Source organism: Mycolicibacterium aichiense (assembly GCF_010726245.1).
Taxonomy (GTDB): domain Bacteria; phylum Actinomycetota; class Actinomycetes; order Mycobacteriales; family Mycobacteriaceae; genus Mycobacterium; species Mycobacterium aichiense.
On sequence record NZ_AP022561.1, the window covers coordinates 3,685,271 to 3,706,489 of the forward strand.

At 67.8% G+C, this 21,219-nt stretch carries 20 protein-coding genes; 7 read left to right on the forward strand and 13 right to left on the reverse strand.

Annotated elements, in window-relative coordinates; translation table 11 throughout:
• Positions 1–56: 56 nt before the first annotated feature.
• From G6N32_RS17880 to G6N32_RS17890, 3 genes are read right to left on the reverse strand one after another with little or no spacing between them, the layout of a single operon-like run.
• A complete protein-coding gene (locus G6N32_RS17880; RefSeq protein WP_115321369.1) occupies positions 57–650 on the reverse strand; it encodes a DUF937 domain-containing protein in 594 nt (197 codons plus the stop codon).
• A gap of 44 nt (positions 651–694) precedes the next feature.
• A complete protein-coding gene (locus tag G6N32_RS17885) occupies positions 695–1,954 on the reverse strand; it encodes a saccharopine dehydrogenase family protein (RefSeq protein ID WP_115320729.1) in 1,260 nt (419 codons plus the stop codon).
• Positions 1,955–1,978: 24 nt separating this feature from the next.
• Positions 1,979–3,967 carry a S9 family peptidase gene (locus G6N32_RS17890; RefSeq protein ID WP_115320730.1) on the reverse strand — a complete coding sequence of 663 codons (1,989 nt, stop codon included), beginning with the start codon at positions 3,965–3,967 and terminating at the stop codon, positions 1,979–1,981.
• A 36-nt stretch (positions 3,968–4,003) separates the two neighbouring features.
• On the opposite strand from G6N32_RS17890, the gene G6N32_RS17895 reads away from it, so the two are divergent.
• Entirely contained in the window at positions 4,004–5,170 is a 1,167-nt protein-coding gene (locus tag G6N32_RS17895; RefSeq protein ID WP_115320731.1) for an FAD-dependent oxidoreductase, read from the forward strand.
• Between the two features lie 26 nt (positions 5,171–5,196).
• On the opposite strand, the gene G6N32_RS17900 is transcribed toward G6N32_RS17895, so the two are convergent.
• The 7 genes from G6N32_RS17900 to G6N32_RS17930 form a co-directional block, all read right to left on the reverse strand.
• Positions 5,197–5,688: a transglycosylase family protein gene (locus G6N32_RS17900; RefSeq protein ID WP_115320732.1), complete on the reverse strand. Its 492-nt coding sequence runs from the start codon at positions 5,686–5,688 to the stop codon at positions 5,197–5,199.
• 181 nt (positions 5,689–5,869) lie between these two features.
• The gene (locus G6N32_RS17905) at positions 5,870–6,205 is read right to left on the reverse strand and encodes a transglycosylase family protein (RefSeq protein ID WP_115320733.1); all 336 of its coding nucleotides are present in this window, start codon (positions 6,203–6,205) and stop codon (positions 5,870–5,872) included.
• Positions 6,206–6,963: 758 nt separating this feature from the next.
• The gene (mobA, locus tag G6N32_RS17910) at positions 6,964–7,542 is read right to left on the reverse strand and encodes a molybdenum cofactor guanylyltransferase (protein WP_115320734.1); all 579 of its coding nucleotides are present in this window, start codon (positions 7,540–7,542) and stop codon (positions 6,964–6,966) included.
• A gap of 9 nt (positions 7,543–7,551) precedes the next feature.
• Complete coding sequence (locus G6N32_RS17915) at positions 7,552–8,628, reverse strand: 2-oxoacid:ferredoxin oxidoreductase subunit beta (protein WP_115320735.1); 1,077 nt, start codon at positions 8,626–8,628, stop codon at positions 7,552–7,554.
• Positions 8,625–10,571 (reverse strand): 2-oxoacid:acceptor oxidoreductase subunit alpha, encoded by a 1,947-nt coding sequence (locus G6N32_RS17920; RefSeq protein ID WP_115320736.1) that lies wholly within the window; start codon positions 10,569–10,571, stop codon positions 8,625–8,627. The genes G6N32_RS17915 and G6N32_RS17920 overlap by 4 nt, the downstream gene beginning before the upstream one ends.
• 280 nt (positions 10,572–10,851) lie before the next feature.
• On the reverse strand, positions 10,852–11,667 hold the full coding sequence (locus tag G6N32_RS17925) for a PfkB family carbohydrate kinase (protein ID WP_115321371.1): 816 nt from the start codon (positions 11,665–11,667) through the stop codon (positions 10,852–10,854).
• A 134-nt stretch (positions 11,668–11,801) separates the two neighbouring features.
• Positions 11,802–12,806: a LacI family DNA-binding transcriptional regulator gene (locus G6N32_RS17930; protein WP_115320737.1), complete on the reverse strand. Its 1,005-nt coding sequence runs from the start codon at positions 12,804–12,806 to the stop codon at positions 11,802–11,804.
• Between the two features lie 81 nt (positions 12,807–12,887).
• Here G6N32_RS17930 and G6N32_RS17935 point away from each other — a divergent pair, with 81 nt between their 5' ends.
• Genes G6N32_RS17935 through G6N32_RS17955 form a run of 5 tightly spaced genes read left to right on the forward strand, consistent with a single transcriptional unit; the run spans position 12,888 to position 17,440 of the window.
• Positions 12,888–14,048: a phytanoyl-CoA dioxygenase family protein gene (locus tag G6N32_RS17935; RefSeq protein ID WP_115320738.1), complete on the forward strand. Its 1,161-nt coding sequence runs from the start codon at positions 12,888–12,890 to the stop codon at positions 14,046–14,048.
• Entirely contained in the window at positions 14,045–15,049 is a 1,005-nt protein-coding gene (locus tag G6N32_RS17940; RefSeq protein ID WP_115320739.1) for a Gfo/Idh/MocA family protein, read from the forward strand. Before G6N32_RS17935 ends, G6N32_RS17940 begins: the two co-directional genes overlap by 4 nt.
• Positions 15,046–15,918: a sugar phosphate isomerase/epimerase family protein gene (locus tag G6N32_RS17945; protein WP_115320740.1), complete on the forward strand. Its 873-nt coding sequence runs from the start codon at positions 15,046–15,048 to the stop codon at positions 15,916–15,918. The genes G6N32_RS17940 and G6N32_RS17945 overlap by 4 nt, the downstream gene beginning before the upstream one ends.
• On the forward strand, positions 15,915–16,892 hold the full coding sequence (locus G6N32_RS17950; protein ID WP_115320741.1) for a Gfo/Idh/MocA family protein: 978 nt from the start codon (positions 15,915–15,917) through the stop codon (positions 16,890–16,892). The genes G6N32_RS17945 and G6N32_RS17950 overlap by 4 nt, the downstream gene beginning before the upstream one ends.
• 41 nt (positions 16,893–16,933) lie before the next feature.
• Complete coding sequence (locus G6N32_RS17955; RefSeq protein ID WP_410432621.1) at positions 16,934–17,440, forward strand: nitroreductase family deazaflavin-dependent oxidoreductase; 507 nt, start codon at positions 16,934–16,936, stop codon at positions 17,438–17,440.
• Position 17,441: 1 nt separating this feature from the next.
• Here the strand turns inward: G6N32_RS17955 and G6N32_RS17960 are convergent, their stop codons facing one another.
• Genes G6N32_RS17960 through G6N32_RS17970 form a run of 3 tightly spaced genes read right to left on the reverse strand, consistent with a single transcriptional unit; the run spans position 17,442 to position 20,304 of the window.
• Positions 17,442–18,245 carry an ATP-binding cassette domain-containing protein gene (locus G6N32_RS17960; protein WP_276047723.1) on the reverse strand — a complete coding sequence of 268 codons (804 nt, stop codon included), beginning with the start codon at positions 18,243–18,245 and terminating at the stop codon, positions 17,442–17,444.
• A 17-nt stretch (positions 18,246–18,262) separates the two neighbouring features.
• On the reverse strand, positions 18,263–19,318 hold the full coding sequence (locus G6N32_RS17965) for an ABC transporter permease (protein WP_115320744.1): 1,056 nt from the start codon (positions 19,316–19,318) through the stop codon (positions 18,263–18,265).
• Positions 19,318–20,304 (reverse strand): substrate-binding domain-containing protein, encoded by a 987-nt coding sequence (locus G6N32_RS17970; protein ID WP_115320745.1) that lies wholly within the window; start codon positions 20,302–20,304, stop codon positions 19,318–19,320. The genes G6N32_RS17965 and G6N32_RS17970 overlap by 1 nt, the downstream gene beginning before the upstream one ends.
• Positions 20,305–20,436: 132 nt before the next feature.
• On the opposite strand from G6N32_RS17970, the gene G6N32_RS17975 reads away from it, so the two are divergent.
• On the forward strand, positions 20,437–21,210 hold the full coding sequence (locus tag G6N32_RS17975; protein ID WP_172507302.1) for a TIM barrel protein: 774 nt from the start codon (positions 20,437–20,439) through the stop codon (positions 21,208–21,210).
• Positions 21,211–21,219 lie beyond the last annotated feature (9 nt).

Consider the following 21,219-nt stretch of genomic DNA (forward strand, 5'->3'; position numbering starts at 1 on the left):
AGTCTAGGAACGCCGCAGACCGGCCCGGCGAGCGACCTGTGTGGTCGTGACCTGCGCTACTTCTTGCCGCCCAGCAGCCCACCGAGAATGTCGCCGATGGCGCCGCCCTGTTTACCGCCCAGCACATTGCCCAGAATGCTGCCGAGCGGGTTGTCCCCGCCCCCGGCCCCGCCGGTGGCACCGCCGAGGATGCTGCCCAGCACGTCACCGAGCCCGCCGCCGGACGCGCCGGCCTGGGTCGAGCCGCCGCCGGCCTGCTTGCCCAGGTAGGCCAGCACGATCGGGATGAGGATCGGCAGCAGCTTCTTGATCAGGTCCCCGCCACCGGCACCGGATCCGGCCAGCGCCGAGGCCACCTGGTTGGTGTCGTTGCCGCCGAAGATCCGCGCGACGAACTGCTCCCCCGCGCCGGTGTCGACCTGGTCGACGTTGACCCCGCCGTCGAGCAGGCCGCTACCGGCCTGCGAGGCGATCGCCGATTCGAGCGTGCTGGAGTCGATGTCGTCGGAGACGACGTTGTGCTGGATGCTGCCGATGAGGGTGGGCACCAGGGTCTGGATCGCCTGGTTCACTTCACCCTCAGGCGCACCGAGCCTGCTGGCGATATCCGCGACGGGAATCTGGCTGTAGAGATCGTCGAGCCCGGCCATGATGTCCACCTTCATTGCTGGATGTGCGGCACTTCCAGCTGACGTTAGTCGCCGAGGCGGACCGTCTGCAGGGAAATCCCGGCGGCGGGAAACCGGTCCAGCAGGGCGTCACCCATGGCGGCGGCGGGCGTCAGCACACCCCGCAGATCCGACAGCTTGTCACGGTCGAGTGCCAGCGCGAGGCCACATTCGCCGAGCATCACCGAGGTGGCCTTGTATCCCGGATCGCCCTGCTGGGCGATGGTGGCGCAGTAGCGCGCCCCGGTCGTGGTGGTGGTGTAGGTCTCGGCGCGGTAGTAGCCGCGATCGCGGGCCTGCTCGCTGGGGCCGGTTCCGGGCTTGGGGGCGATGCGCTCGACCAGCCTGCGCGGCAGCAGCCGGAAGAACCGGCTGCCCAGCGCGACGACACCGTTGTTGGCCGCGCTGGCCACCGCCGACACCACCGGCGCGGCGACCGACGAGCCCACGCTCATGTACTCGGCATAACGCAGCCGGCGTCCGTAGGCGTACTCCAGAAGCGCGTTGCTGCGCCGCACGATCCGCGTGTTGTACATCGCCATCGCGAAGCCCGTCGTCCACACCCCGGCCAGTTCGGGCGCAATCTCGCGGCCGCGCCGCCACGGCAGGTCCGGCTGCGGGCCCAGTTCGGGCTCGGCCGCCCGGTCCTGGGTGAGGGTGTAGGGATCCTCGAGCATGCGCCGGGTATTGGGATCGTTCGACGAGGCGCGGAACACCTCGATCATCGAGGCGACCGTGCCGCCCGACACTCCGCCGGAGAATCCGCGCAGCACGAAGTCGGTGTCCCCGAGTTCGCCGGCGCCGTCTGTCTGCGCCCGCCGGTACAGCGCGAACACGCTCATATCCGAAGGGATGGAATCGAATCCGCACGCATGCACGATCCGGGCGCCGGTGTCGACGGCCTGCTTGTGGTAGTCGTCGATGCTCTGCCGCACGAACATCGCCTCACCCGTGAGGTCGGCGTAGTCGGTGCCCGCTGCGGCGCACGCCGCGACCAGAGGCAGGCCGTAGCGGCTGTAGGGGCCGACGGTGGTGATGACCACCCGGGTGCGTGCGGCCATGTCGGCCAGCGATGACGGGGAGGCTGCATCGGCGGTCAGGATCGGCCAGTTCTGGGCCGATTCGCCGAGCGTCTCCCGCACCTTCAGCAGCTTGTCCGGCGACCGGCCGGCCAGGGCAACCCGGATGTCACCGCCGGAACGGGCCAGGTATTCGGCGGTGAGCTTGCCGACGAATCCGGTGGCCCCGTAGACGACGATGTCGAATTCCCGCTCCGCTGAGGTCATGGTGGCCAACTTACCGGGGGCGGGTCAGCCCAGCGTTTCGGGGAACTGCGCCGGCTCTCCCAGGACGTGTTCGGCCAGGAACGCGGTGACCACCTGGTACCAGATCTTCGCGTGCTGCGGGGACAGCACCCAGTGGTTCTCGGACGGGAAGTACAGGAACCGGTGCGGAGAGGTGCCGTCGTCGGCGGCGGGGAGTCCGGATTCGGTCAGCAGCTCGTACCACAGCCGCAGCGCCTCCCCGATCGGCACGCGATAGTCCTTGTCGCCGTGGATCACCAGCATCGGGGTGGCGATGTTCCCGACGAAGCGGTGTGGCGAATTGTCCTGCGCCATGGCCGGTGTCATCTCGCGGGCCCAGTAGTAGGCGCCGTCGGTGGTCGGACCGAACTGGTCGAGCGCCCACAGGCTGGCGTGGGTGACGATCGCCGCGAAGCGGTCGGTGTGGCCGGCCACCCAGTTGGCCATGTAGCCGCCGAACGACCCACCCATCGCCGCCGTCCGCCCGGCGTCGATGCGCGGGTGCGCCACCGCGGCATCGACGGCGGCCATCAGATCCTCGTAGGGCGGCCCGCCCCAGGCGCCCCACCCGCGCTGGATGAAGTCCTGGCCGTACCCGGTGGACAGCGCCGGGTCGGGCAGCAGCACTGCGTATCCGCGGGCCGCCATCAACCACGGATTCCACCGCCACGACCACACGTTCCAGCTGCCCAGCGGTCCGCCGTGAATCCACAGCAGCAGTGGTGCGGGTTCCTGCCCGCCGCCGGACGGCAACACCAGCCAGGACCGCACCGTCGTTCCGTCGGCGGCGGTCGCGACGGTCTCGGTCAGTTCGCCGGGCAGCTCCGGCAATTCCACGCACGGCAGCACGGTGACCGCCCCGTGCGGGTCGATCCGCACCGGGTGCGGCGGCGCCGCGTAGGAGCTTCGCAGCGCGTAGACGATGCCGTCGGGTGCGGCGATGACGTTCGAGTAGCTGAAGTCGTCGTCGGTGATCCGGCGGACATCGCCGTCCAGACTGACCTCGAAGATCGGGCAGCGGCCGTTGTCGTCGGCGGTGACCAGGACCGCGGAGCCGTCATACGACCAGGTCGCCGACGCCGGCCACCGGTCCCACCCGGCGGCCAGCTGCGTCAACTCTTCCGACCGTAGATCCAAGTGGCACAACGTGATTCGTGGCGCCTGGTGCGGGGTCGAGACAGTCTCACGGGTGAACACCACAGCCTTGCCGTCCGGTGAGATGGCCGGGTGTTCCAGGTCGGCGGCGGGATCCTCGGCGATCACCGAACGCTCACCGGTCCCCAAGTCGATGCGCACCAGCACCGATCGCAGGGCGGCGCGCGGCGCGGACACCCGCCAGGTCGCGACCGCGAAGGTGCCGTCCGGGGACACCGCGAAATCCGCCTCCCCAAGCGCAGGTCCCGGCTCACGCGTGACGTCGGTGAGCTCACCGTCCGCCGCGACGCGGAACAGGTGCGTCTCATCCGGGCCGAGGTCGGAGTCCCAGTGCCGCACCGGGTAGCCGGTGTGCAGAATCGCGCTGATCTTGTTGTCCTTGCGCAATTTCCGCAGCCGGCGCTCGTCGTCGACGGTGTCGGCCGACGGCAACAACGGGGCACCGATGACGACGGCCGCTGCGCTGCGCGCGGTCCGCACAGTAGTGATCCCGGCAGGCAGCTCGGCCAGCTGGACGGACTCTCCGCCGGCGGCGGGCAGCAGCCACAGTGCGGCCGGCGGTTTGTCGTCGTCCGCGTTCGGTCGCACCGAGGTGAACAACAGATCGCCGTCGGCGGTGAACGCCGGCCCGGCTTCGCCCTTGGCGCCGCGCGTCAGTCGCCGGGCCGCGGCGGCACCGCCCGGGTCCAGTTCCCATAGCGCGGTGACGTATTCGGTTTTGGCGGCGTTGAGTTCGGCGACGCATGTCACGACACGCGACCCGTCGGCCGACACCGCCAGCCCGGAAACCCGGGGCAGTGCGATGTAGTCGTCGAGATCGTCGAATGGGCCCGAGGTCATGTCCCGTTGGTAGCACACGCCGGTTAGGTTCAGGGCATGGCCGAGATCGCAGTCGTCGGAGCGGGCATCGCCGGACTCGCCACCGCCGCCGCGCTGGCGCGGCGCGGTCATGCCGTCACGGTGATCGAGGAGCGCACCGACACCGGTTCCGGGGCGGGGATCAGTATCTGGCCGAACGCCCTGGCCGCTCTCGACCATCTGGGTCTCGGCGATCAGGTGCGGGCGGCGGGCGGGCGGATCGCCGCGGGCGCGATCCGCTGGAAGGACGGCCGCTGGCTGCGCCGCCCGGCCGGTGAGCGCATCGTCACCGCGCTGGGTGAGCCGCTGGTGGTGCTGCAGCGGGCGGTGCTGCGCGACGTGCTCGCGGGCGCGCTGCCTGCGGGCACCGTCATCGACGGAGTAGGAGTTCGCCGGCTCAGCTCGACCGGTGCCGGGATACGGCTTCATCTGACGGACTGCTCGACCCGCGACGTCGACGCGGTGGTCGGCGCCGACGGCACCGGTTCGGTGGTGGCGCGCCATCTCAACGGTCCGCTGCTTCACCGCTACGCCGGATACACAGCTTGGCGCGGTGTCGCCTCGACGTCGATCGACCCCGACCTGGCCGGCGAGACTATGGGCGCGGGTGCCGAGGTGGGCCATGTGCCGATGGGCGGCGGCCGGACGTACTGGTTCGCCACCGAGCGCACGGTCGAGGGTGCGTCGGCGCCGCAGGGCGAGCTCGGGTATCTGCGCGAGAAGTTCGCGTCGTGGGCCGCGCCGATCCCGGCGATGCTGGCGGCCACCGACCCCGCCGAGGTGTTGCGCAACGACCTCTATGACCGCACCACCGCCCGGCGCTGGGCGGTGGGCCCGGTGGTGCTGGTCGGCGACGCCGCCCACCCCATGCGACCTCATCTGGGTCAGGGCGGGTGCCAGGCCCTGGAGGATGCCGCCGTGCTGGGCGCATTCGTCGGCCTGTCCCCCGACTTGCCGAGGGCGTTCGCCGCCTTCGAATCGTTCCGCCGCCGCCGGGTCCGCGCGATCGCCGGGGAATCGCGGCTGATCGGTCGCGTGCTGAATCTGCGCCCCGCAGCGCTGAGCGCACTGGCCAGCAGGGCGACCGTGGTGGTGCCGGAGGTTCTGGTGACCCGCCACCTGGCGTCGATCGCCGCGCGGTCGGCTTTCCGGCTGCCCACGCGCGACGACGCCCAGTCGGCCTGAGCCGGCTGGGCGTCGTCAGCGAGGTATCAGCGCAGACCGAGGGCGTTGGCGATCGCGCGGCTCGGGTCGTGGAAGGCCTGGCACATCTTGTTGAAGTCGATGGACTTGAACGGGCCGCTCATCACGTTGGCGCAGGCCCCACCCTGAGCCGGGGCCGCACCGGCGGCGACCGGGGTGGCGAAGGCGGGCGTTCCGGCGGCCTGGCCGCAGGTGGGCCAGGCGCCCATGCCCTGCTTGCGGGCGACGTTCTCGGCGACCCGGATCTGCTCCTCGCGAGACGCGTGGGCCGCGCTGCCGATACCGCCGTTGGCCTTCCAGGTGGCGTCGCTGAACTGCAGACCGCCGGAGAAGCCGTTGCCCGTGTTGGCGCCCCAGTTGCCACCGGACTCGCACTGCGCGACCGCGTCCCAGTTGACACCGCTGTCAGCGCTGGCATTTCCGATGCTCAGAACGAATCCGGCGAGGCCCAGGGCGGCGGAGATGACTGAGAGGGTGATGATCCTGCGCAGAGTGCTCATTGGTGTTGTCCCTTCCCGACAAAGGGGGCACTGGTGTGCCGCTGTGATGTGAATCGCAGCGCGTGATGCAGTTGTTACGGGCGTGTCGATTGATTTTTCTGAGAATTTTGATAAGGAAGTGGCCCGAGAAATAAGGGTGGCGCCGGGTCATCGACCCGGCGCCACCCTTATGAGCGCGATATCAGCCGCGACGGCCGCAGACCGGCCAGGCGCCTCGGCCCTGGGTACGCAGCACATTCTCGGCCACGCGAATCTGCTCATCGCGCGACGCCAGGTGCGGCGAACCCGAACCCCCGTTGGCACGCCAGGTGCCCAGGGTGAACTGCAAGCCGCCGTAGTAGCCGTTCCCGGTGTTGATCGCCCAGTTGCCGCCGGACTCGCATGCCGCGACCGCGTCCCAGTTCATGCCGTCCGCCGAGGCGGTGGCGGTGCCGAGGACCATCGGGGCGACGACGGTAGCGCCACCGATGGCGGCGATGCCGAAGGACCGTGCGAGCGTTTTGCGGACGTTGTTCAACAGTTTTCCTTTCGCCGTACGCGCGCCAGACCTCCGCCGAGGGACGGATGCGGCCCCGTAGGACAGCCGGGTTTCGGGTCGTGCCGTCTCGGTCGGGCACGACAGCGGAGGCCGGTATCACCGCGGAATCGCTTGTCGGTGATCCACAGAAGGTCGTTGCGACCGTCCCGGCCCCGCTCACACGCAGGGTTCAAATGTGTGGAGTCATATCTGCAGTTGTTTGCTCCCTTGCGGGACCGGGTAGGACGCTACAAAGCAGGACAAATGAAGTCACATCAACGACACGCTTATCTCGGTTAGATCACGAGATGGTTACGAGCGAATGCTATGAGTTGTCTGTGCAGGTCAACGCGCGGTTTCAGGGCCAGCGATTTTGTTGACACGCCCGTAAATTACGTGACGTTTATCACGTAGAAATTGTGGCGCCGGACACAGGTTATTGATAACGCAAGGCATCGGACTTTGCGATCTCGGCCGGTCCCAGGAAACAAACCGCGCCCCACCTGCCCCAACAGCATCGGCTCGGGGTAGTCGTTAGCTGGCGGCCGACGTCACGGCCGTGGCGGCATGATGCAATTCCGCGACGGCCCCGCGTCGATCCGAAATGGGCGGACAGTACGGCTGCCGGCGCCCGTCGAGTGCCCGAATTGCGTTGTCCCTCAGTAAGTCCTGAAGCACCGCCAGGACAGCCGACTCCCGATAGGCAAATCGGCAGGGATCGAATTGTCGACCGATTCCGAATTCGCTCCGGACGGCGTTTATCCGGCGATTTGCTGCGCCAGATCGGCCGGTGAATTGACGTTCGCCAGCGCGCGGCTGGCCGGCATCACGATCCGCTGGGTGACGACAGATTCGGCCAGCGCTCGCATGCTCCGTTCGCCCGCCGCGACCAAGGTGTCGATGTGGTCGGCCAGAGCGGTGTTGTAGATGCCGGCCAGATAATGGTCGCGGCCATCCCACGGCAGGACGATGTCGACACCCCGGTGCTGGGCGAGCTCGTCGATGATCTCGGTGGACAGGAACGGCATGTCGACCGCGCTGACGAACGCGCGCTCCACCCCGGCCTCCGCGGCCGCCCTCAGCCCGCGACCGGTGGCCAGGAGCGGCCCGACACCGCGGACCTCGTCACGCAAGATCTGCCCGTCGAGCGCGGGAAGCGCCTGACCGGGGGCGGCGATCACGAACACCGGTGCGCAGCGGGAACTCAGCGTGGCAACGGTGTACTCCACCATCGTGGTGTCGCCATCGGGGTGCGGCAGCGTGGCCTTGTCCCGGCCCATCCGCCGCGACGCCCCACCAGCCAAGACAACAGCGGCCAGCGGGGCGGGCGTGCTCACGGTTGGAATCTAGTCCACAGTCCAGGTGTCGCGGCCCCGCAGCAGCGACTGCAGCGCGTGCCGGTCGTGCGGGGTGGCCTCGCGGGCCATCCGAACCTGGTCGCGCGCGGCGTCGTCGTACGTCGGCCGGTTGACCTGGCGGAACACTCCCATCACGGTGTGCTCGAGGTTCTGGTCGCTGAGCCGCGACAACGCGAACGCGTAGGCCGAGTCGTCGGTGCTGGCGTCGTGGACCACGATGTCGCTGGCTGCGACGTCGGCGGTCTTGGCGACGTCCAGGCCGAAGCCGCTCTTCACCACGCAGTACTCACCGTTGGCGCCGAACACCACCGGCTCGCCCTGGCGGACGTTGATGATCCGCTCCTCGGCGCCTTCCTTGCGGAGCAGGTCGAAGGAGCCGTCGTTGAAGATCGGGCAGTCCTGCATGATCTCGACCAGCGCGGCGCCGCGATGCTGGGCGGCCGCCTTCAAGACCTCGGACAGCCCCTTGCGGTCGGAGTCCAGGGCACGGCCGACGAACGTCGCCTCGGCGCCCAGGGCCAGCGACACCGGGTTGAACGGATGATCCAACGAGCCCATCGGGGTGGACTTGGTGACCTTGCCGACCTCAGAGGTGGGCGAGTACTGACCCTTGGTCAGACCGTAGATCCGGTTGTTGAACAGCAGGATCGTGATGTTGACGTTGCGGCGCAAGGCATGGATCAGATGATTGCCGCCGATGGACAGGGCGTCGCCGTCGCCGGTGACCACCCACACCGACAGGTCAGGGCGGGCCAGCGCCAGGCCGGTCGCGATGGTCGGGGCACGACCGTGGATCGAGTGGAAACCGTAGGTCTCCAAGTAGTACGGGAACCGGCTCGAGCAGCCGATGCCGCTGATGAACGCGATGTTCTCCCGGCGCAGACCGAGGTCCGGCAGGAAGTTGCGGATCGTGTTCAGGATGACGTAGTCACCACAACCCGGGCACCAGCGGACCTCCTGGTCACTGGTGAAGTCCTTGGCCTTCTGCGGCTCGTCGGTGGTCGGCACCCACGCCGTCTTGGACACACTCGGTGCCAGCAGGTCCGAGCCGATCAGGTCAGTCATGCGTTCACTCCTGCGCCAACATCTGTGCCAGTACTCACGGTAGCTGCCGCAAGCCGGGCGAATTTCGCTTTGTCGCTTTCCTTTTCAGCCAACGTCCCGTCGAGTGCGGCATCGATGATGCCTTCCAGCTCGTCGGCCAGGAACGCCATGCCTTCTACCTTGGTCACCGACTGCACATCGACCAGGTATGTGCCGCGCAGCAGCAGCGCCAGTTGGCCGAGGTTCATCTCGGGGACCACCACGTTCTTGTACTGCCGCAGCACCTCACCGAGGTTCGCCGGCAGCGGGTTGAGGTGCCGCAGGTGAGCCTGGGCGACCTTGATGCCGCGGCGCCGGGCCCGGCGACAGGCTTCACCGATCGGTCCGAAGGAGCTTCCCCAACCAAGGATGAGCAGTTCCGCGTCGCCGGTCGGGTCGTCGACCGTGATGTCGGGCACCGTGATGCCGGCGATCTTGGCCTGCCGCAGCCGGACCATCAGGTCGTGGTTGGCCGGCTCGTAGGAGATGGCACCGGAGCCGTTGGCCGACTCCAGGCCGCCGATGCGGTGCTCCAGCCCGGGCGTGCCGGGAACCGCGAACTGGCGAGCCAGCGTCTCGGGGTCGCGGGCGTACGGCTGGAAATCCTCGCCGGCCTTGGCGAGGTTGGTCTCGATCGGCGCGAAGGAGTCGATGTCCGGGATACGCCACGGCTCCGAGCCGTTGGCGATCGCGCCGTCGGACAGCAGGATCACCGGCGTCCGGTAGGTCAGCGCGATGCGCGCGGCCTCGATGGCCACCTCGAAGCAGTCCGACGGCGTGCTGGCGGCCAGCACGGCAACCGGCGACTCGCCGTTGCGACCGAACATCACCTGCAGCAGATCGGCCTGCTCGGTCTTGGTCGGCAGGCCGGTCGACGGTCCGCCACGCTGCACGTCGATCACCAGAAGCGGCAGCTCGGCCATCATGGCCAAGCCGATGGCCTCGGACTTCAGCGAGATGCCGGGGCCCGAGGTGCTCGTCACGCCCAGCGCCCCGCCGTAGGAGGCGCCGATCGCGGCGCCGACGCCGGCAATCTCGTCTTCGGCCTGGAAGGTCAGGACGTTGAAGTTCTTGTGCTTGGACAGCTCGTGCAGGATGTCCGAGGCCGGCGTGATCGGGTAGGTGCCGAGCACCACCTGGATGTCGGCAAGCTGACCGGCTGCGATCACGCCGTAGGCCAGGGCCGTATTGCCGGAGATCTGCCGGTATTCGCCCGGGGCGAGCTTGGCCGGGGAGATCTCGTAGGTGGTGCCAAAGGCCTCGGTGGTCTCGCCGTAGTTCCAGCCCGCCTTGAGCGCCAGCACATTGGCCTCGGCGACATCAGGCTTGCGGGCGAACTTCTCCCGGATGAACGTCTCGCTGGTCTCGATCGGCCGGCCGTACATCCACGACAACAGCCCGAGCGCGAACATGTTCTTGGCGCGCTGGCCGTCCTTCTTGGTGGCACCGATCGCCTCGACGGCACCGAGGGTCAGCGTGGTCATCGCGACGGCCTGCACGACGTAGTCGTCGAGTTCACCGGTTTCGAGCGGGTTGTTCTCGTAGCCGACCTTCGCGAGGTTGCGCTTGGTGAACTCGTCGGAGTTGGCGATCACCAGACCGCCGCGCGGCAGGTCGCCAATGTTGGCCTTCAGCGCCGCGGGGTTCATCGCGACCAGCACGTCGGGACGGTCGCCGGCGGTGAGGATGTCGTAGTCGGCGATCTGGATCTGGAAGGACGAGACGCCGGGCAGCGTGCCCTGTGGCGCGCGGATCTCGGCGGGGTAATTCGGTTGGGTCGCAAGGTCGTTACCGAAGAGCGCGGCTTCGGAGGTGAACCGGTCACCGGTGAGCTGCATTCCGTCTCCGGAGTCACCGGCAAACCGGATGACGACCTTTTCCAGCTTCTGCCGGTTGCCCGCAGCCCCGTTGCCGTTCGGACCCACGTCCCCGCCTTTCGTCTTGTCCGCCGGGTGTAGATCCCGCGTCGCTATCGGGTGGACGCGCCGGCGGAATCGACAGCCCAGGAGTTGCTGTCACTCGCAGTACCGATTATTGCACTTTCTTAGGCATGGCTGACCGGGGCTCCGCCGTGACACGCCGTGCGGCCTGCATCGAAGGCACAGCTCATGGACAGGATCGGCGGTGGGGTGAGACAAAAGTGTGTCGTTCGTCACTTCCCGAGAACGTCGTTCTCTAAGAGAAGCACCTACTCGCCGGTAGCTCTCAGTTGCGGCGCGCCCCGAGGCGTTTCTCGAGTTCACCCGCGACCAGTTCACTCGCCGCGGCGGCCGCGGCGCGCGGATCGGCGCCGGCCGCCCGATTTGCCACGTAACAGGTGGTGAACATGTCACCGGCGCCGGTGGTCTGCACGCCGTCGACCCGCCAGGCGGCCGGCACCCGGACCCTTGTGTCACCGGTATAGATGTCGCAGCCCTCGGATCCGTAGGTCACCAGGATTTCGGGCACCCCGAGCCGCGCGGCGGTGGTCTCGTCGAACGGGCCGTCGGCGACGATGACGGCCTCGTCCTCGGCCAGCTTCAGGATGCTGAGGTGATCCAGCAGCTCCGGCGGGTAGTGGCGGTCCACCACCAGCGGCCCGAGCCGGTCGGCCCGGACCAGACCCTGGCCGTCGTAGGCGACCCGGTGGCCGCGCTGGGCGAGCAGAGCCAATGTCTCGGCGGGAAAGTCGGTCCGCAGCAGCGGAGCGAGGTGCACCCACGTCGTGTCGGGGTCCGCCGCCTCCACCTCGGCGGCACTCCACACCGGGCCGATGGCCTCCACCGACATCCGGCGGTGATCGACGTCCTCATAGTCCAGCCGGAATGCGCTCGTGCAGTCGGCGGGAAGGATCCGGATCAGCGACCCGAACCGGTCGAGCAGCGGCTCGTACAGCGAGTGGTCCTCGTCGGCGGCCAGCGCGACGATCCCGCCCGGGCCACCCGCGGCTGCCATCGCGACACCGGAGAACGACGCGCACCCGCCGGGTGTCTTCGGGCCGCCGTTGATCACGTCGACGGCCAGGTTGCCCAGCACGGTCACGCCGGCGGCGAGCTCAGCGCGGTGTCGTGACACGGGTCGGTCTCCTTGTGGGCTTCGTGAGTTGGGCGCCATCCATCGTCGCCGTCGGCGCGGAATGCTAGTCGCGGTTTCTCCGAATCGACGACTCGCCGAGTTCAGGCAGGCAGGTTATACGGGGTGATCACCTGAATCGGGACGGGGCGCGCGGGCTCGCTGGGCAACGCGCGGTGCTGCTGCAGGATCAGCCGCATCGCGAGCCGGGCGTCGGCGCGCAGGTCGTTGTGCAGCACCGCCGAGATGCGGCCTTCGCGCAGCAGCCGCCGGTTGTCGGCGTCGAGGTCGTGAGCGATGAATACCCGGCAGACTCTGTCCAGCTTCTCGAATGCCGCAACCGTCGCCGTGTTTCCGCCGCCGACGGAATAGACGGCAGCGACGTCGGGGTGGCGCTCGAGGGCATCGACCACCAGGCGTTCGATGGTGGCGTCGATACCGTCGCTGTCACCGACCTCGACGATGCCGCGGCCGGATTTGCGCAGCGCGGTCCGGAACCCGACTTCACGTTCCGCCTCGCCTCGAAACACCGTGCGGCTCAACGTGATCAGTACGTCCGCCGGCGTGTCACCGAGCCACTGGTCCATCAGATAGGCCGCGGTGGTCCCGGCTCCGTGGTTGTCGATGCCGACGTATGCGCAGCGCGCACTGGCCGGAATGTCGGTTGTGTACGTGACCACCGGGACGCCGGCGGCCACCAGACGGTCGACGGCCTCGGCCACCTCCGGTTCATCTTGCGCCTTGAGCACGATCCCGTGACTGCCCTTGATCCGGGCCAGCGTGTCCACCATCTGGTCTGTCGCCCCGGACTCCCACAGGTGAAATCGCGCGCGCAGCATCGCGGGCGCGAATGCAGGCAGTTCGGCTTCGACTGCGGCACGAAAGGCATCGGAGAACCGCTGCGGGGTCTGCATCACCACGTCGATCAGGAAGCGACGTCCGTTGAGCCGCAACTGGGATCGTTGTTTCTCCAGATCGTCGATTGCGTGCAGCACCTCGGCGCGGGTGGCCGCCCGGACCCCGGGACGGTCATTGAGCACCCGGTCGACGGTGGCTTCGGACAGTCCGGACTGTTGGGCGATCTCGCGGACTTTGAAGCGGTGCGCCATGTTTCGCAGCCTATCGTTCTGATGGGTTTTTGATGGCTTTCTGGTGTTGATTGCGGCCTGAGTCACAGCAAGACTTTCGGCATGGCTGATGTGCGTGCGCGGGTTCAACCCTGGTTGACGCCGCAGGCCTATCACCTCGACGAGTTGAAAGCACTGACCGAGCGTGAGACCGATCTCTCGGCGTACCCGCATGCCGCCGAGGTTCGGCAGAACGTCGTCGTCTACTCCGCCGCCGAGATCACGCGTGCCGACCGACGGGCTGTGCAGGCCGAACTCATCACCGCGCTGGCCGAGGGTCCCGGCGTCGTCGTGTTCACCGGCGCCTTCCCGCCCGCGGTCGTCGACGCCGCCAGCGTGGCGTTCGCGGCACTGATCGCCGATCAGCGCCGGGCCGGCGGTGCGGCCGGGGATCACTTCGGAGCCGCGGGCGCCAACGACCGGGTGTGGAACGCTGCCCAGAAGCTGGCGCTGCACTCTCCCGAGGCGTACGCCGACTACTACGCCAACGATCTGCTGGCCCTGGTCTGCCAGGCCTGGCTCGGGCCGCGCTACCAGGTCACCTCTCAGGTGAACGTCGTCAATCCCGGTGGCGCCGCGCAGGTTCCGCACCGCGACTACCACCTCGGGTTCGTCGCGCCCGGCCAACTCTGCGAGTACCCCGCGCACGTGCACCGGTTGTCGCCGGCCCTGACGCTGCAGGGCGCAGTCGCCCACACCGACATGCCACTGGAGAGCGGGCCGACCATGCTGCTGCCGTATTCGCAGCTGTTCGAGGGCGGCTATGTGGCATTCACTTCACCGGAGTTCGTCGACTACTTCGCCACCCATCATGTGCAGATCCCGCTGAGCAAGGGCGATGCGGTGTTCTTCAATCCGGCGCTCTATCACGGCGCCGGCGCCAACACCTCCGCCGCGGTCCGGCGGATGGCCAACCTGTTGCAGATCTCGTCGCCGTTCGGCCGGGCGATGGAAGCCCTGGACCGCACCGCGATGGTGCGTGCGGTGTACCCGGCGCTGCGCGCCATGAAGGCCGAGGGCCGATCGGCGGCGGAGCTGCTCAACGCCGCGGTGGCTACCGCCGAGGGTTACCCCTTCCCCACCAACCTGGACCGCGACCAACCGATCGGAAGTCTTGCGCCGCCAAGCCAAGTCGACGTCGTGCTCGCCGCGCTGGCCGACGATCTGTCCCCCGAAGCCCTCGACGTCGCACTGTGCGACCAGAACGAACGGAGAATTCCATGACCACCCTCGGCGTGATCGGCCTCGGCCGGATCGGGGCCTTCCACACCGACACTCTGAGCCAGCTCGACGGGATCGACGGGCTCGTCGTCACCGACGAGCGTCCCGATGTGGTCGCCCAGGTGGCGACGAAGTACGGTGTGCGGTCCGTTGATTCGGTCGACGCTCTGCTGTCGTCGGGGATCGACGGCGTCGTGGTGGCCGCCGCCACCCCGGCGCACGCCGAACTGACGTTGGCCGCCGTCGAACGCGGGTTGCCGACGTTCTGCGAGAAACCGGTGGCCTCCACCGCAGCCGAAAGCGCCAGGGTCGCCGAGGCCATCGTGCGGGCCGGCGTTCCGGTGCAGATCGGTTATCAGCGCCGTTTCGACGCCGCGTTCGCAGCGGCCAAGGCCGCGGTGGACCGGGGCGCCCTGGGCACGCTGCACACCGTCCGCAGCACCACGATGGACCCGGCTCCCCCGCCGATGGAGTACATCGCCGGTTCAGGCGGCATCTTCCGCGACTGCGCGGTCCACGATTTCGACACCGTCCGCTGGATCACCGGCCAGGAAGCCGTCGAGGTGTACGCCACCGGCACCGCGCAAGGCGATCCGTTGTTCGCCGAATACGGCGACGTCGACACCGCGGCGGTCGTGGTCCGATTCGACGGAGGCGCACTCGGCGTCATCTCCAACGCACGCTACAACGGCCGGGGCTACGACTGCCGGCTGGAGGTGCACGGGTTCAACGACACCGTGGTCGCCGGCTGGGACCAGGGTGTGCCGGTGCGGAATGCCGATCCGCACAACGATTTTCCGACCGGTCAGCCGCACCACTTCTTCATGGACCGCTTCACCGAGGCGTTCCGCACCGAACTGAGCGGCTTCGTCGACGTCGTCAAGGGCGCCCCGGTGCGCGGTGCCACGGTGGCCGACGCCGTCGAGGTCGCCTGGATCGCCGAAGCCGCCACCGAGTCGCTGCGTCGCGGCGCACCGGTCCGCATCGAGGAGGTACGTCAGTGAAGATCGCCGGAGCCCCCATCTCCTGGGGTGTGTGCGAGGTGCCCGGCTGGGGTCATCAACTCGATCCCGAGCGGGTGCTGTCCGAGATGGGCCGCGCCGGACTGTCGGCCACCGAGCTCGGCCCGGAAGGTTTCCTGCCCACCGACCCAGCCGAGCTGACCGCATTGCTGGGCCGCCACGGCCTGAGCTGTGTCGGCAGCTTCGCACCGGCGGTATTGCACGACGCCGACCACGACCCGGTTGCCGATGTGGCCGGTGTGCTGGAATCCGTTGTGGCGTCTGGTGCTTCGATGCTGGTGCTGGCCGCCGCGACCGGCACCGACGGGTATGACTCCCGGCCCGATCTGGACGACGCGCAGTGGTCGACGCTGCTCGCCAACCTCGACCGGCTGGCGGCAGCGGCCGCTGAGCGCGGTGTCACCGCGGTGCTACACCCGCACGTCGGCACCATGGTCGAGAAGGGCGACGAGGTGGCCCGGGTACTGGCCGGGTCGTCGATCTCGCTGTGTCTGGACACCGGGCACCTGTTGATCGGTGGCACCGACCCGCTGAAGCTGGCTCGCACGGTACCGGGCCGCATCGCGCACACCCATCTCAAGGATGTCGACGCGGCACTGGCCGCTCGGGTGCAGTCCGGCGACCTGACCTACACCGACGCCGTGTCCCAGGGCATGTACACCCCGCTGGGCACCGGCGACGTCGATATCGCGGGCATCGTCGCAGCGTTGCGGGACAACGGGTTCGACGGCTGGTTCGTCCTGGAACAGGACACCATCCTCGACGGCGAGCCGCAGGGCCAAGGCCCCCTGCGGGACGTACTGGCCAGCGTTGCCTACCTCCAGCAAATCTCTGGCGGCGTGCCGGCGTGAGCCTGCGCATCGGCGTGCTCGGCGCATCCCGGATCGCCGAGAACGCGATCGTCGGGCCGGCCCGGGATCTGGGCCACCGGCTCGTGGTGGTGGCCGCCCGGGATCCGCAGCGCGCCCGCCGGTTCGCCGACACCTACGGGGTGGAGCGCACCGCGGACAGCTACGCCGACGTGGTCGAGGACGCGGAGGTCGACGTGGTCTACAACCCGTTGGCCAACAGCCTGCACGCCCCGTGGAACCTAGCTGCGATCAAGGCAGGCAAACCGGTGCTGACCGAAAAGCCGTTCGCGCGCAACCACATCGAGGCACAACAGGTCGCCGACGCCGCCGCGGAAGCCGGGGTGAGCATGCTGGAGGGCTTCCACTACCTGTTTCATCCGGTGACCCAGCGAATGTTCGAACTGGCAGCCAACGGCGAGCTCGGTGAGATCCGGCACGTGGAGGTCAGGATGGCGATGCCGGCGCCCGCACCTGACGACCCGCGCTGGTCGCTGGATCTGGCCGGCGGGGCGCTGATGGACCTCGGCTGCTACGGCCTGCACATCATGCGCCAGCTCGGCGCCCGCGGTCTGGGCCGCCCGGCGATCACCGCCGCCCACGCTTCTCAACGCAGCGCCGGCGTCGACGAATGGTGCGATGTCGAGCTGCGCTTCCCGTCCGGTGCCACCGGCTGCAGCGCGAACACCATGACCGCCGAAGCGTTTTCGTTCACCATGAAGGTTGTCGGCACCAAGGGTGACGCACTGGCCCACGACTTCATCAAACCGCACACGGACGATCGGATCACCATCCGCACGCCGGACGGAACACGGGTGGAGCACCTGGGCACTCGCGCGTCCTACACCTACCAGCTCGACGCATTCGCCGCCCACGTCCTGGACGGCGCACCGCTGCCGATCGGCGTCGAGGACGCCGTGCACAACATGCACTACGTGGATGCGGCCTACCGCGCAGCGGGTATGTCGCCACGCTGAACGGGTTCTGCGGCGGCCCGCCATCGGGCACGATGGCAGGTATGCCGCAACGCTTCCCTGACGGTCACTGGGGCCGAGAAGACATCTCGCCGCTGTTCAAGCCGGCCTTGGCGTTCGCCTCCACGGCGGTGGGTTCGCGCGTCATCAGGGCACTCGTGCCCCTCGACCGTCGTGTGCTGCGTGCGACCAAGGGCAAGTACACCTTGTTCGGTCCGACCTCCATGCCCGAACTGCTGTTGACCACGACGGGCCGCAAGTCCGGCCAGCCGCGGTTGTCGGCGTTGAGCTACCTGCGCGAGGGCGAGCGCCTGCTGGTGCTCGGCAGCAACTTCGGCCAGCAGCATCACCCGGCCTGGAGCCTCAACCTGCTGGCCGACCCGGAGGCCGTCGTCGCCATCAACGGGATCGAGATCCCGGTGACGGCCACGTTGGTGACCGGGCCCGAGCGGGACGCCGGCCTGGCACGCTTCCTGGCCTATCCGATGTATCAGGCCTACCGCACCCGCACCGACCGGGAGCTGCGACTGTTCGCGCTGACGCCGCGCTAGGTCAGCGGCCCAGCTCGTGGGAGAGCGCCTCGAGCTCGTCCCCACCGGCCATCTGCTGGGTCAGATGCTCCAGGGTGATCTCGTCGTAGCTGCAGTCGAGCTTCTGGCGGCCGCGGTTGAGCAGCACGAAATGATCGCCGACCATGTGCGCATGGTGCGGGTTGTGGGTGATGAACACGACGCCGAAGCCCGCCTCTTTGGCGGCGGTGATGTATTTGAGCACCACACCGGATTGCTTGACGCCGAGCGCGGCCGTCGGCTCGTCGAGGATCAGCACCCGCGCCCCGAAGAACACCGCCCGCGCGATCGCTACACACTGGCGCTGCCCGCCCGACAGCGAGCCGATCGGCACGTCGACGTCGGGCAACTCGATGCCCATCTTCGCCAACTCGGTCAGCGTGGTGGCCCGCATCGCGTTCGCGTCCAACGCCCACGGGAAACTCTTCCTACGAATTTCCTGACCCAGGAAGAAGTTTCGCCACACCGGCATCAGCGGAACGACAGCGAGATTCTGGTACACCGTGGCGATGCCCTTGTCCAGCGCGTCGGCGGGCGAGGTGAACTTCGTCGGTTCGCCGTCGACCAGCAGCTCACCGTCGGTGGGCTGATGCAACCCGGCGATGATCTTGATGAGCGTCGACTTGCCTGCGCCGTTGTCACCGAGGATGCCGGTCACCTCACCGGCATGCACCCGCAGCGAGATGTCTTTGAGCGCGGTGATGTTGCCGTAGGTCTTACCGACGTTCTTGAGCTCGACAAGTGGCACTTTGCCGCCGGACGGGGCTTCTTCGGTGGGTCGATCCATGGTCGCAGTCACTTCTCTCACCTCTTGGCGGCGTAATTACGGAAGGCGTTGTTGGCGATCACCGCGAACAGCAGCATCGCGCCGAGGAAAAACTTGAACCAGTCGGGGTTCCAGCCCGCGTACACGATGCCCTGATTCGTCATGCCGAAGATGAACGCACCGATGGCCGCACCGACCGCGGTGCCGTATCCACCGGTCAGCAGGCAGCCACCGATCACCGCGGCGATGATGTAGAAGAACTCGTTGCCGATGCCCTGCCCGGACTGCACCGTGTTGAATGCGAACAGCAGGTGCATGCCGACGAACCAGGCGCAGAACCCGACGAACATGAACATCCCGATCTTGACCTTGGTCACCGGAACACCCACCGCCCGGGCGCTTTCGGCGTCACCGCCGACCGCGAAGATCCAGTTGCCGATCTTGGTTTTGAACAACACCCAGGTGGCCACCGCGGTGAACACCAGCCACCACACCACCGTGATGCGGATGCTCACGCCGAACAGGGTGAACGACGAGGCGAACACCTTCTGCGCCGAGTCCCAGCCCTGCATGTCGTTCACGCTCTGCGTGGCGACCTGTCCGGCAAGGAGTTTGGTGACGGCGAGGTTGATACCGGCGAGCATGAAGAAGGTACTCAGCGTGATGAGGAAGGACGGGATCTTGGTCTTCATCACCAGGAAGCCGTTCAAGAACCCGACGCCCAGCGCCAGGATCAGCGCAAGGCCCGCGCCCGCCCACAGGTTGAGGTGCAGGTTGTAGGACAGCATCGAGGCCGCCAGCGAGCTGAAGGTCACCGCGACGCCCGTCGACAGGTCGAACTCGCCGCCGATCATCAGCACCGCGACGCCGCACGCCATGATCCCGATGGTCGAGCTGGCGTAGAGGACGGTGGCCAGTGACGAGGCCTGCCGGAACGGGTCGGCCACGATGAGGAAAAAGACGAAGATCCCGATGGCGCCGATGCCCGCGCCCATCTCGGGCCGAATCAGAAGGCGCTGCAGCCGGTTCCGTTCTTTGACCCGTTCGTCGTGAACAACCTTGTGCGTCGGCGCGACGTCAGACTGAGTACTCATCAGCGCTTTCCGTTCTTGGCGTATTCGGCGACTGCGTCGATGTTCGACTTGTCGATGAACGACGGGCCGGTCAGCGTCGGTTGGTTTCCGCCGATCACGTTGCCGTTGCTGAGATAGAGCCACAGCGAATCGACCGCGAGGTATCCCTGCAGGAACGGCTGCTGGTCAACGGCCCATTGCACGCTTCCGTTCTTGATGGCGTCGACGAGTGCGGCGTTGGTGTCGAAGGTGGCGACCTTGGCCTTGCTGCCCGCGTTCGTCACCGATTGGACGGCGGTCAGCGCGAAGGGCGCCCCGAGCGTCAGAATCGTGTCGATCCCCGAATCCTGTTGAAGCTTGGCGGTGATCGTTGATTCCACCGACGGCATGTCTTTACCGTTGACGTTGAGAACTTCCGTGGCCGGGAATGTGTTTTTCACGCCGGCGCAGCGGGCCTCGAGGTCGACGTGACCTTGTTCCTGGATGACGCAGACGACCTTCTTGGCACCGTCTGACTGCAAGCGCTTACCGGCTTCCTGACCGGCGATGTAGCCGTCCTGTCCGAAGTACTCCTTGACACCCATCGCCTGCCAGGCGTCCAGGCCGGCGTTGAAGGCGACCACGGGGATGCCCTTGGAGCCGGCGCTTTGCACGGCAGCCTTCATCGCGTCGGGCTTGGCCAGCGTCACAGCAATACCCTTGACGCCGCTGTCGATCGCGCTCTGGACCAGGTTCGCCTGGTTCGGCGCTTCGGGATCGCTGGAGTAGCGAAGTTCGATGTTGTCCTTCTTGGCTGCGGTCTCGGCGCCTTTGCGGACCAAGTCCCAGAACGAGTCGCCGGGCGCCTCGTGGGTGATCATCGCGATGGTCATGCGTGGCGTGTCGACGGTGCCGCCGCCCGAACCGCTGCCGTTGTCCCGCGGTTTGCCGCCGGTCGCGGAGCAGGCGGCCAGACCGATCACGAGCGCGCTCACCCCTGCCACGGCCGCTAGCCGATTGAACTTCATTCCGACTCCTTGTCTTCATCGCGGTCTTCGTCGCCCACGCCACGCCCTTGCCTCGATGTAATACGGCTCACAGCAGAAAGTCAATACTTTGTTAGGACATTCGGACTGCAGGTCAAATGTTAGGGTGCCGGGGTGAGCTACTTTGACCTGGCGGTATGCGCCGAGATGGTGTTTACCGACCTGCCGATCGGCGAGCGGGTGCGACGCATCCACGAACTCGGCTTCGCCGTGGAGATCTGGAGCTGGCACGACAAGGACCTCGCCGCACTCGCCGCGACCGGCGCGCGATTCTCGTCGATGACCGGGTACCTGCACGGCGACCTGATCGACCCGGCGGGCGCCGACGAGGTGGTCCAGACCGCCGAGCTGAGCATCAAAGCCGCTGAGACGCTGGGCGTGCCGCGGCTGAACCTGCACACCGCGGAACTCGTCGACGGTCGTGCCGCCCGGCCGCGACAGCGGGCGACCGGGCAGATGTGGCTCACCGCGCAGCGCACGCTGGAGCGGATCGGTGAACTGGGCGCCGCTGCGGGCGTGACGTTCTGCGTGGAGAACCTGAACACGATCGTCGATCACCCCGGTGTCCCCCTGGCCCGCGCGAAGGACACGCTTGCGCTCGTCGAGGGGGTCGACCACCCGAACGTCAAGATGATGCTCGACCTCTACCACGCCCAGATCGGGGAAGGGAATCTTGTGGAGCTGGTGCGCCGGTGCGGCCCCGCGATCGGTGAGATCCAAGTGGCCGACGTGCCGGGACGATGCGAGCCGGGGACCGGCGAGATCCACTACCCCGCGATCGCAACAGCGTTGCGCGACATGGGCTATCGAGGCACGATCGGCCTGGAGGCATGGGCAGCCGGTGACAGTGCGGAGGCGCTCGCGGCGTTCCGCGCCGCGTTCTCCTGACCGCGCGAT

What these genes read in the sequence shown, in the direction of transcription:
- G6N32_RS17965 (WP_115320744.1), bottom strand. Translation starts at nt 19,318, where the DNA reads ATGAGTACTCAGTCTGACGTCGCGCCGACGCACAAGGTTGTTCACGAC.
- G6N32_RS17960 (WP_276047723.1), bottom strand. Translation starts at nt 18,245, where the DNA reads ATGGATCGACCCACCGAAGAAGCCCCGTCCGGCGGCAAAGTGCCACTT.
- G6N32_RS17940 (WP_115320739.1), top strand. Translation starts at nt 14,045, where the DNA reads ATGACCACCCTCGGCGTGATCGGCCTCGGCCGGATCGGGGCCTTCCAC.
- G6N32_RS17930 (WP_115320737.1), bottom strand. Translation starts at nt 12,806, where the DNA reads ATGGCGCACCGCTTCAAAGTCCGCGAGATCGCCCAACAGTCCGGACTG.
- G6N32_RS17900 (WP_115320732.1), bottom strand. Translation starts at nt 5,688, where the DNA reads ATGAGCACTCTGCGCAGGATCATCACCCTCTCAGTCATCTCCGCCGCC.
- G6N32_RS17885 (WP_115320729.1), bottom strand. Translation starts at nt 1,954, where the DNA reads ATGACCTCAGCGGAGCGGGAATTCGACATCGTCGTCTACGGGGCCACC.
- G6N32_RS17895 (WP_115320731.1), top strand. Translation starts at nt 4,004, where the DNA reads ATGGCCGAGATCGCAGTCGTCGGAGCGGGCATCGCCGGACTCGCCACC.
- G6N32_RS17915 (WP_115320735.1), bottom strand. Translation starts at nt 8,628, where the DNA reads ATGACTGACCTGATCGGCTCGGACCTGCTGGCACCGAGTGTGTCCAAG.
- G6N32_RS17955 (WP_410432621.1), top strand. Translation starts at nt 16,934, where the DNA reads ATGCCGCAACGCTTCCCTGACGGTCACTGGGGCCGAGAAGACATCTCG.
- G6N32_RS17890 (WP_115320730.1), bottom strand. Translation starts at nt 3,967, where the DNA reads ATGACCTCGGGCCCATTCGACGATCTCGACGACTACATCGCACTGCCC.
- G6N32_RS17880 (WP_115321369.1), bottom strand. Translation starts at nt 650, where the DNA reads ATGGCCGGGCTCGACGATCTCTACAGCCAGATTCCCGTCGCGGATATC.
- G6N32_RS17970 (WP_115320745.1), bottom strand. Translation starts at nt 20,304, where the DNA reads ATGAAGTTCAATCGGCTAGCGGCCGTGGCAGGGGTGAGCGCGCTCGTG.
- G6N32_RS17935 (WP_115320738.1), top strand. Translation starts at nt 12,888, where the DNA reads ATGGCTGATGTGCGTGCGCGGGTTCAACCCTGGTTGACGCCGCAGGCC.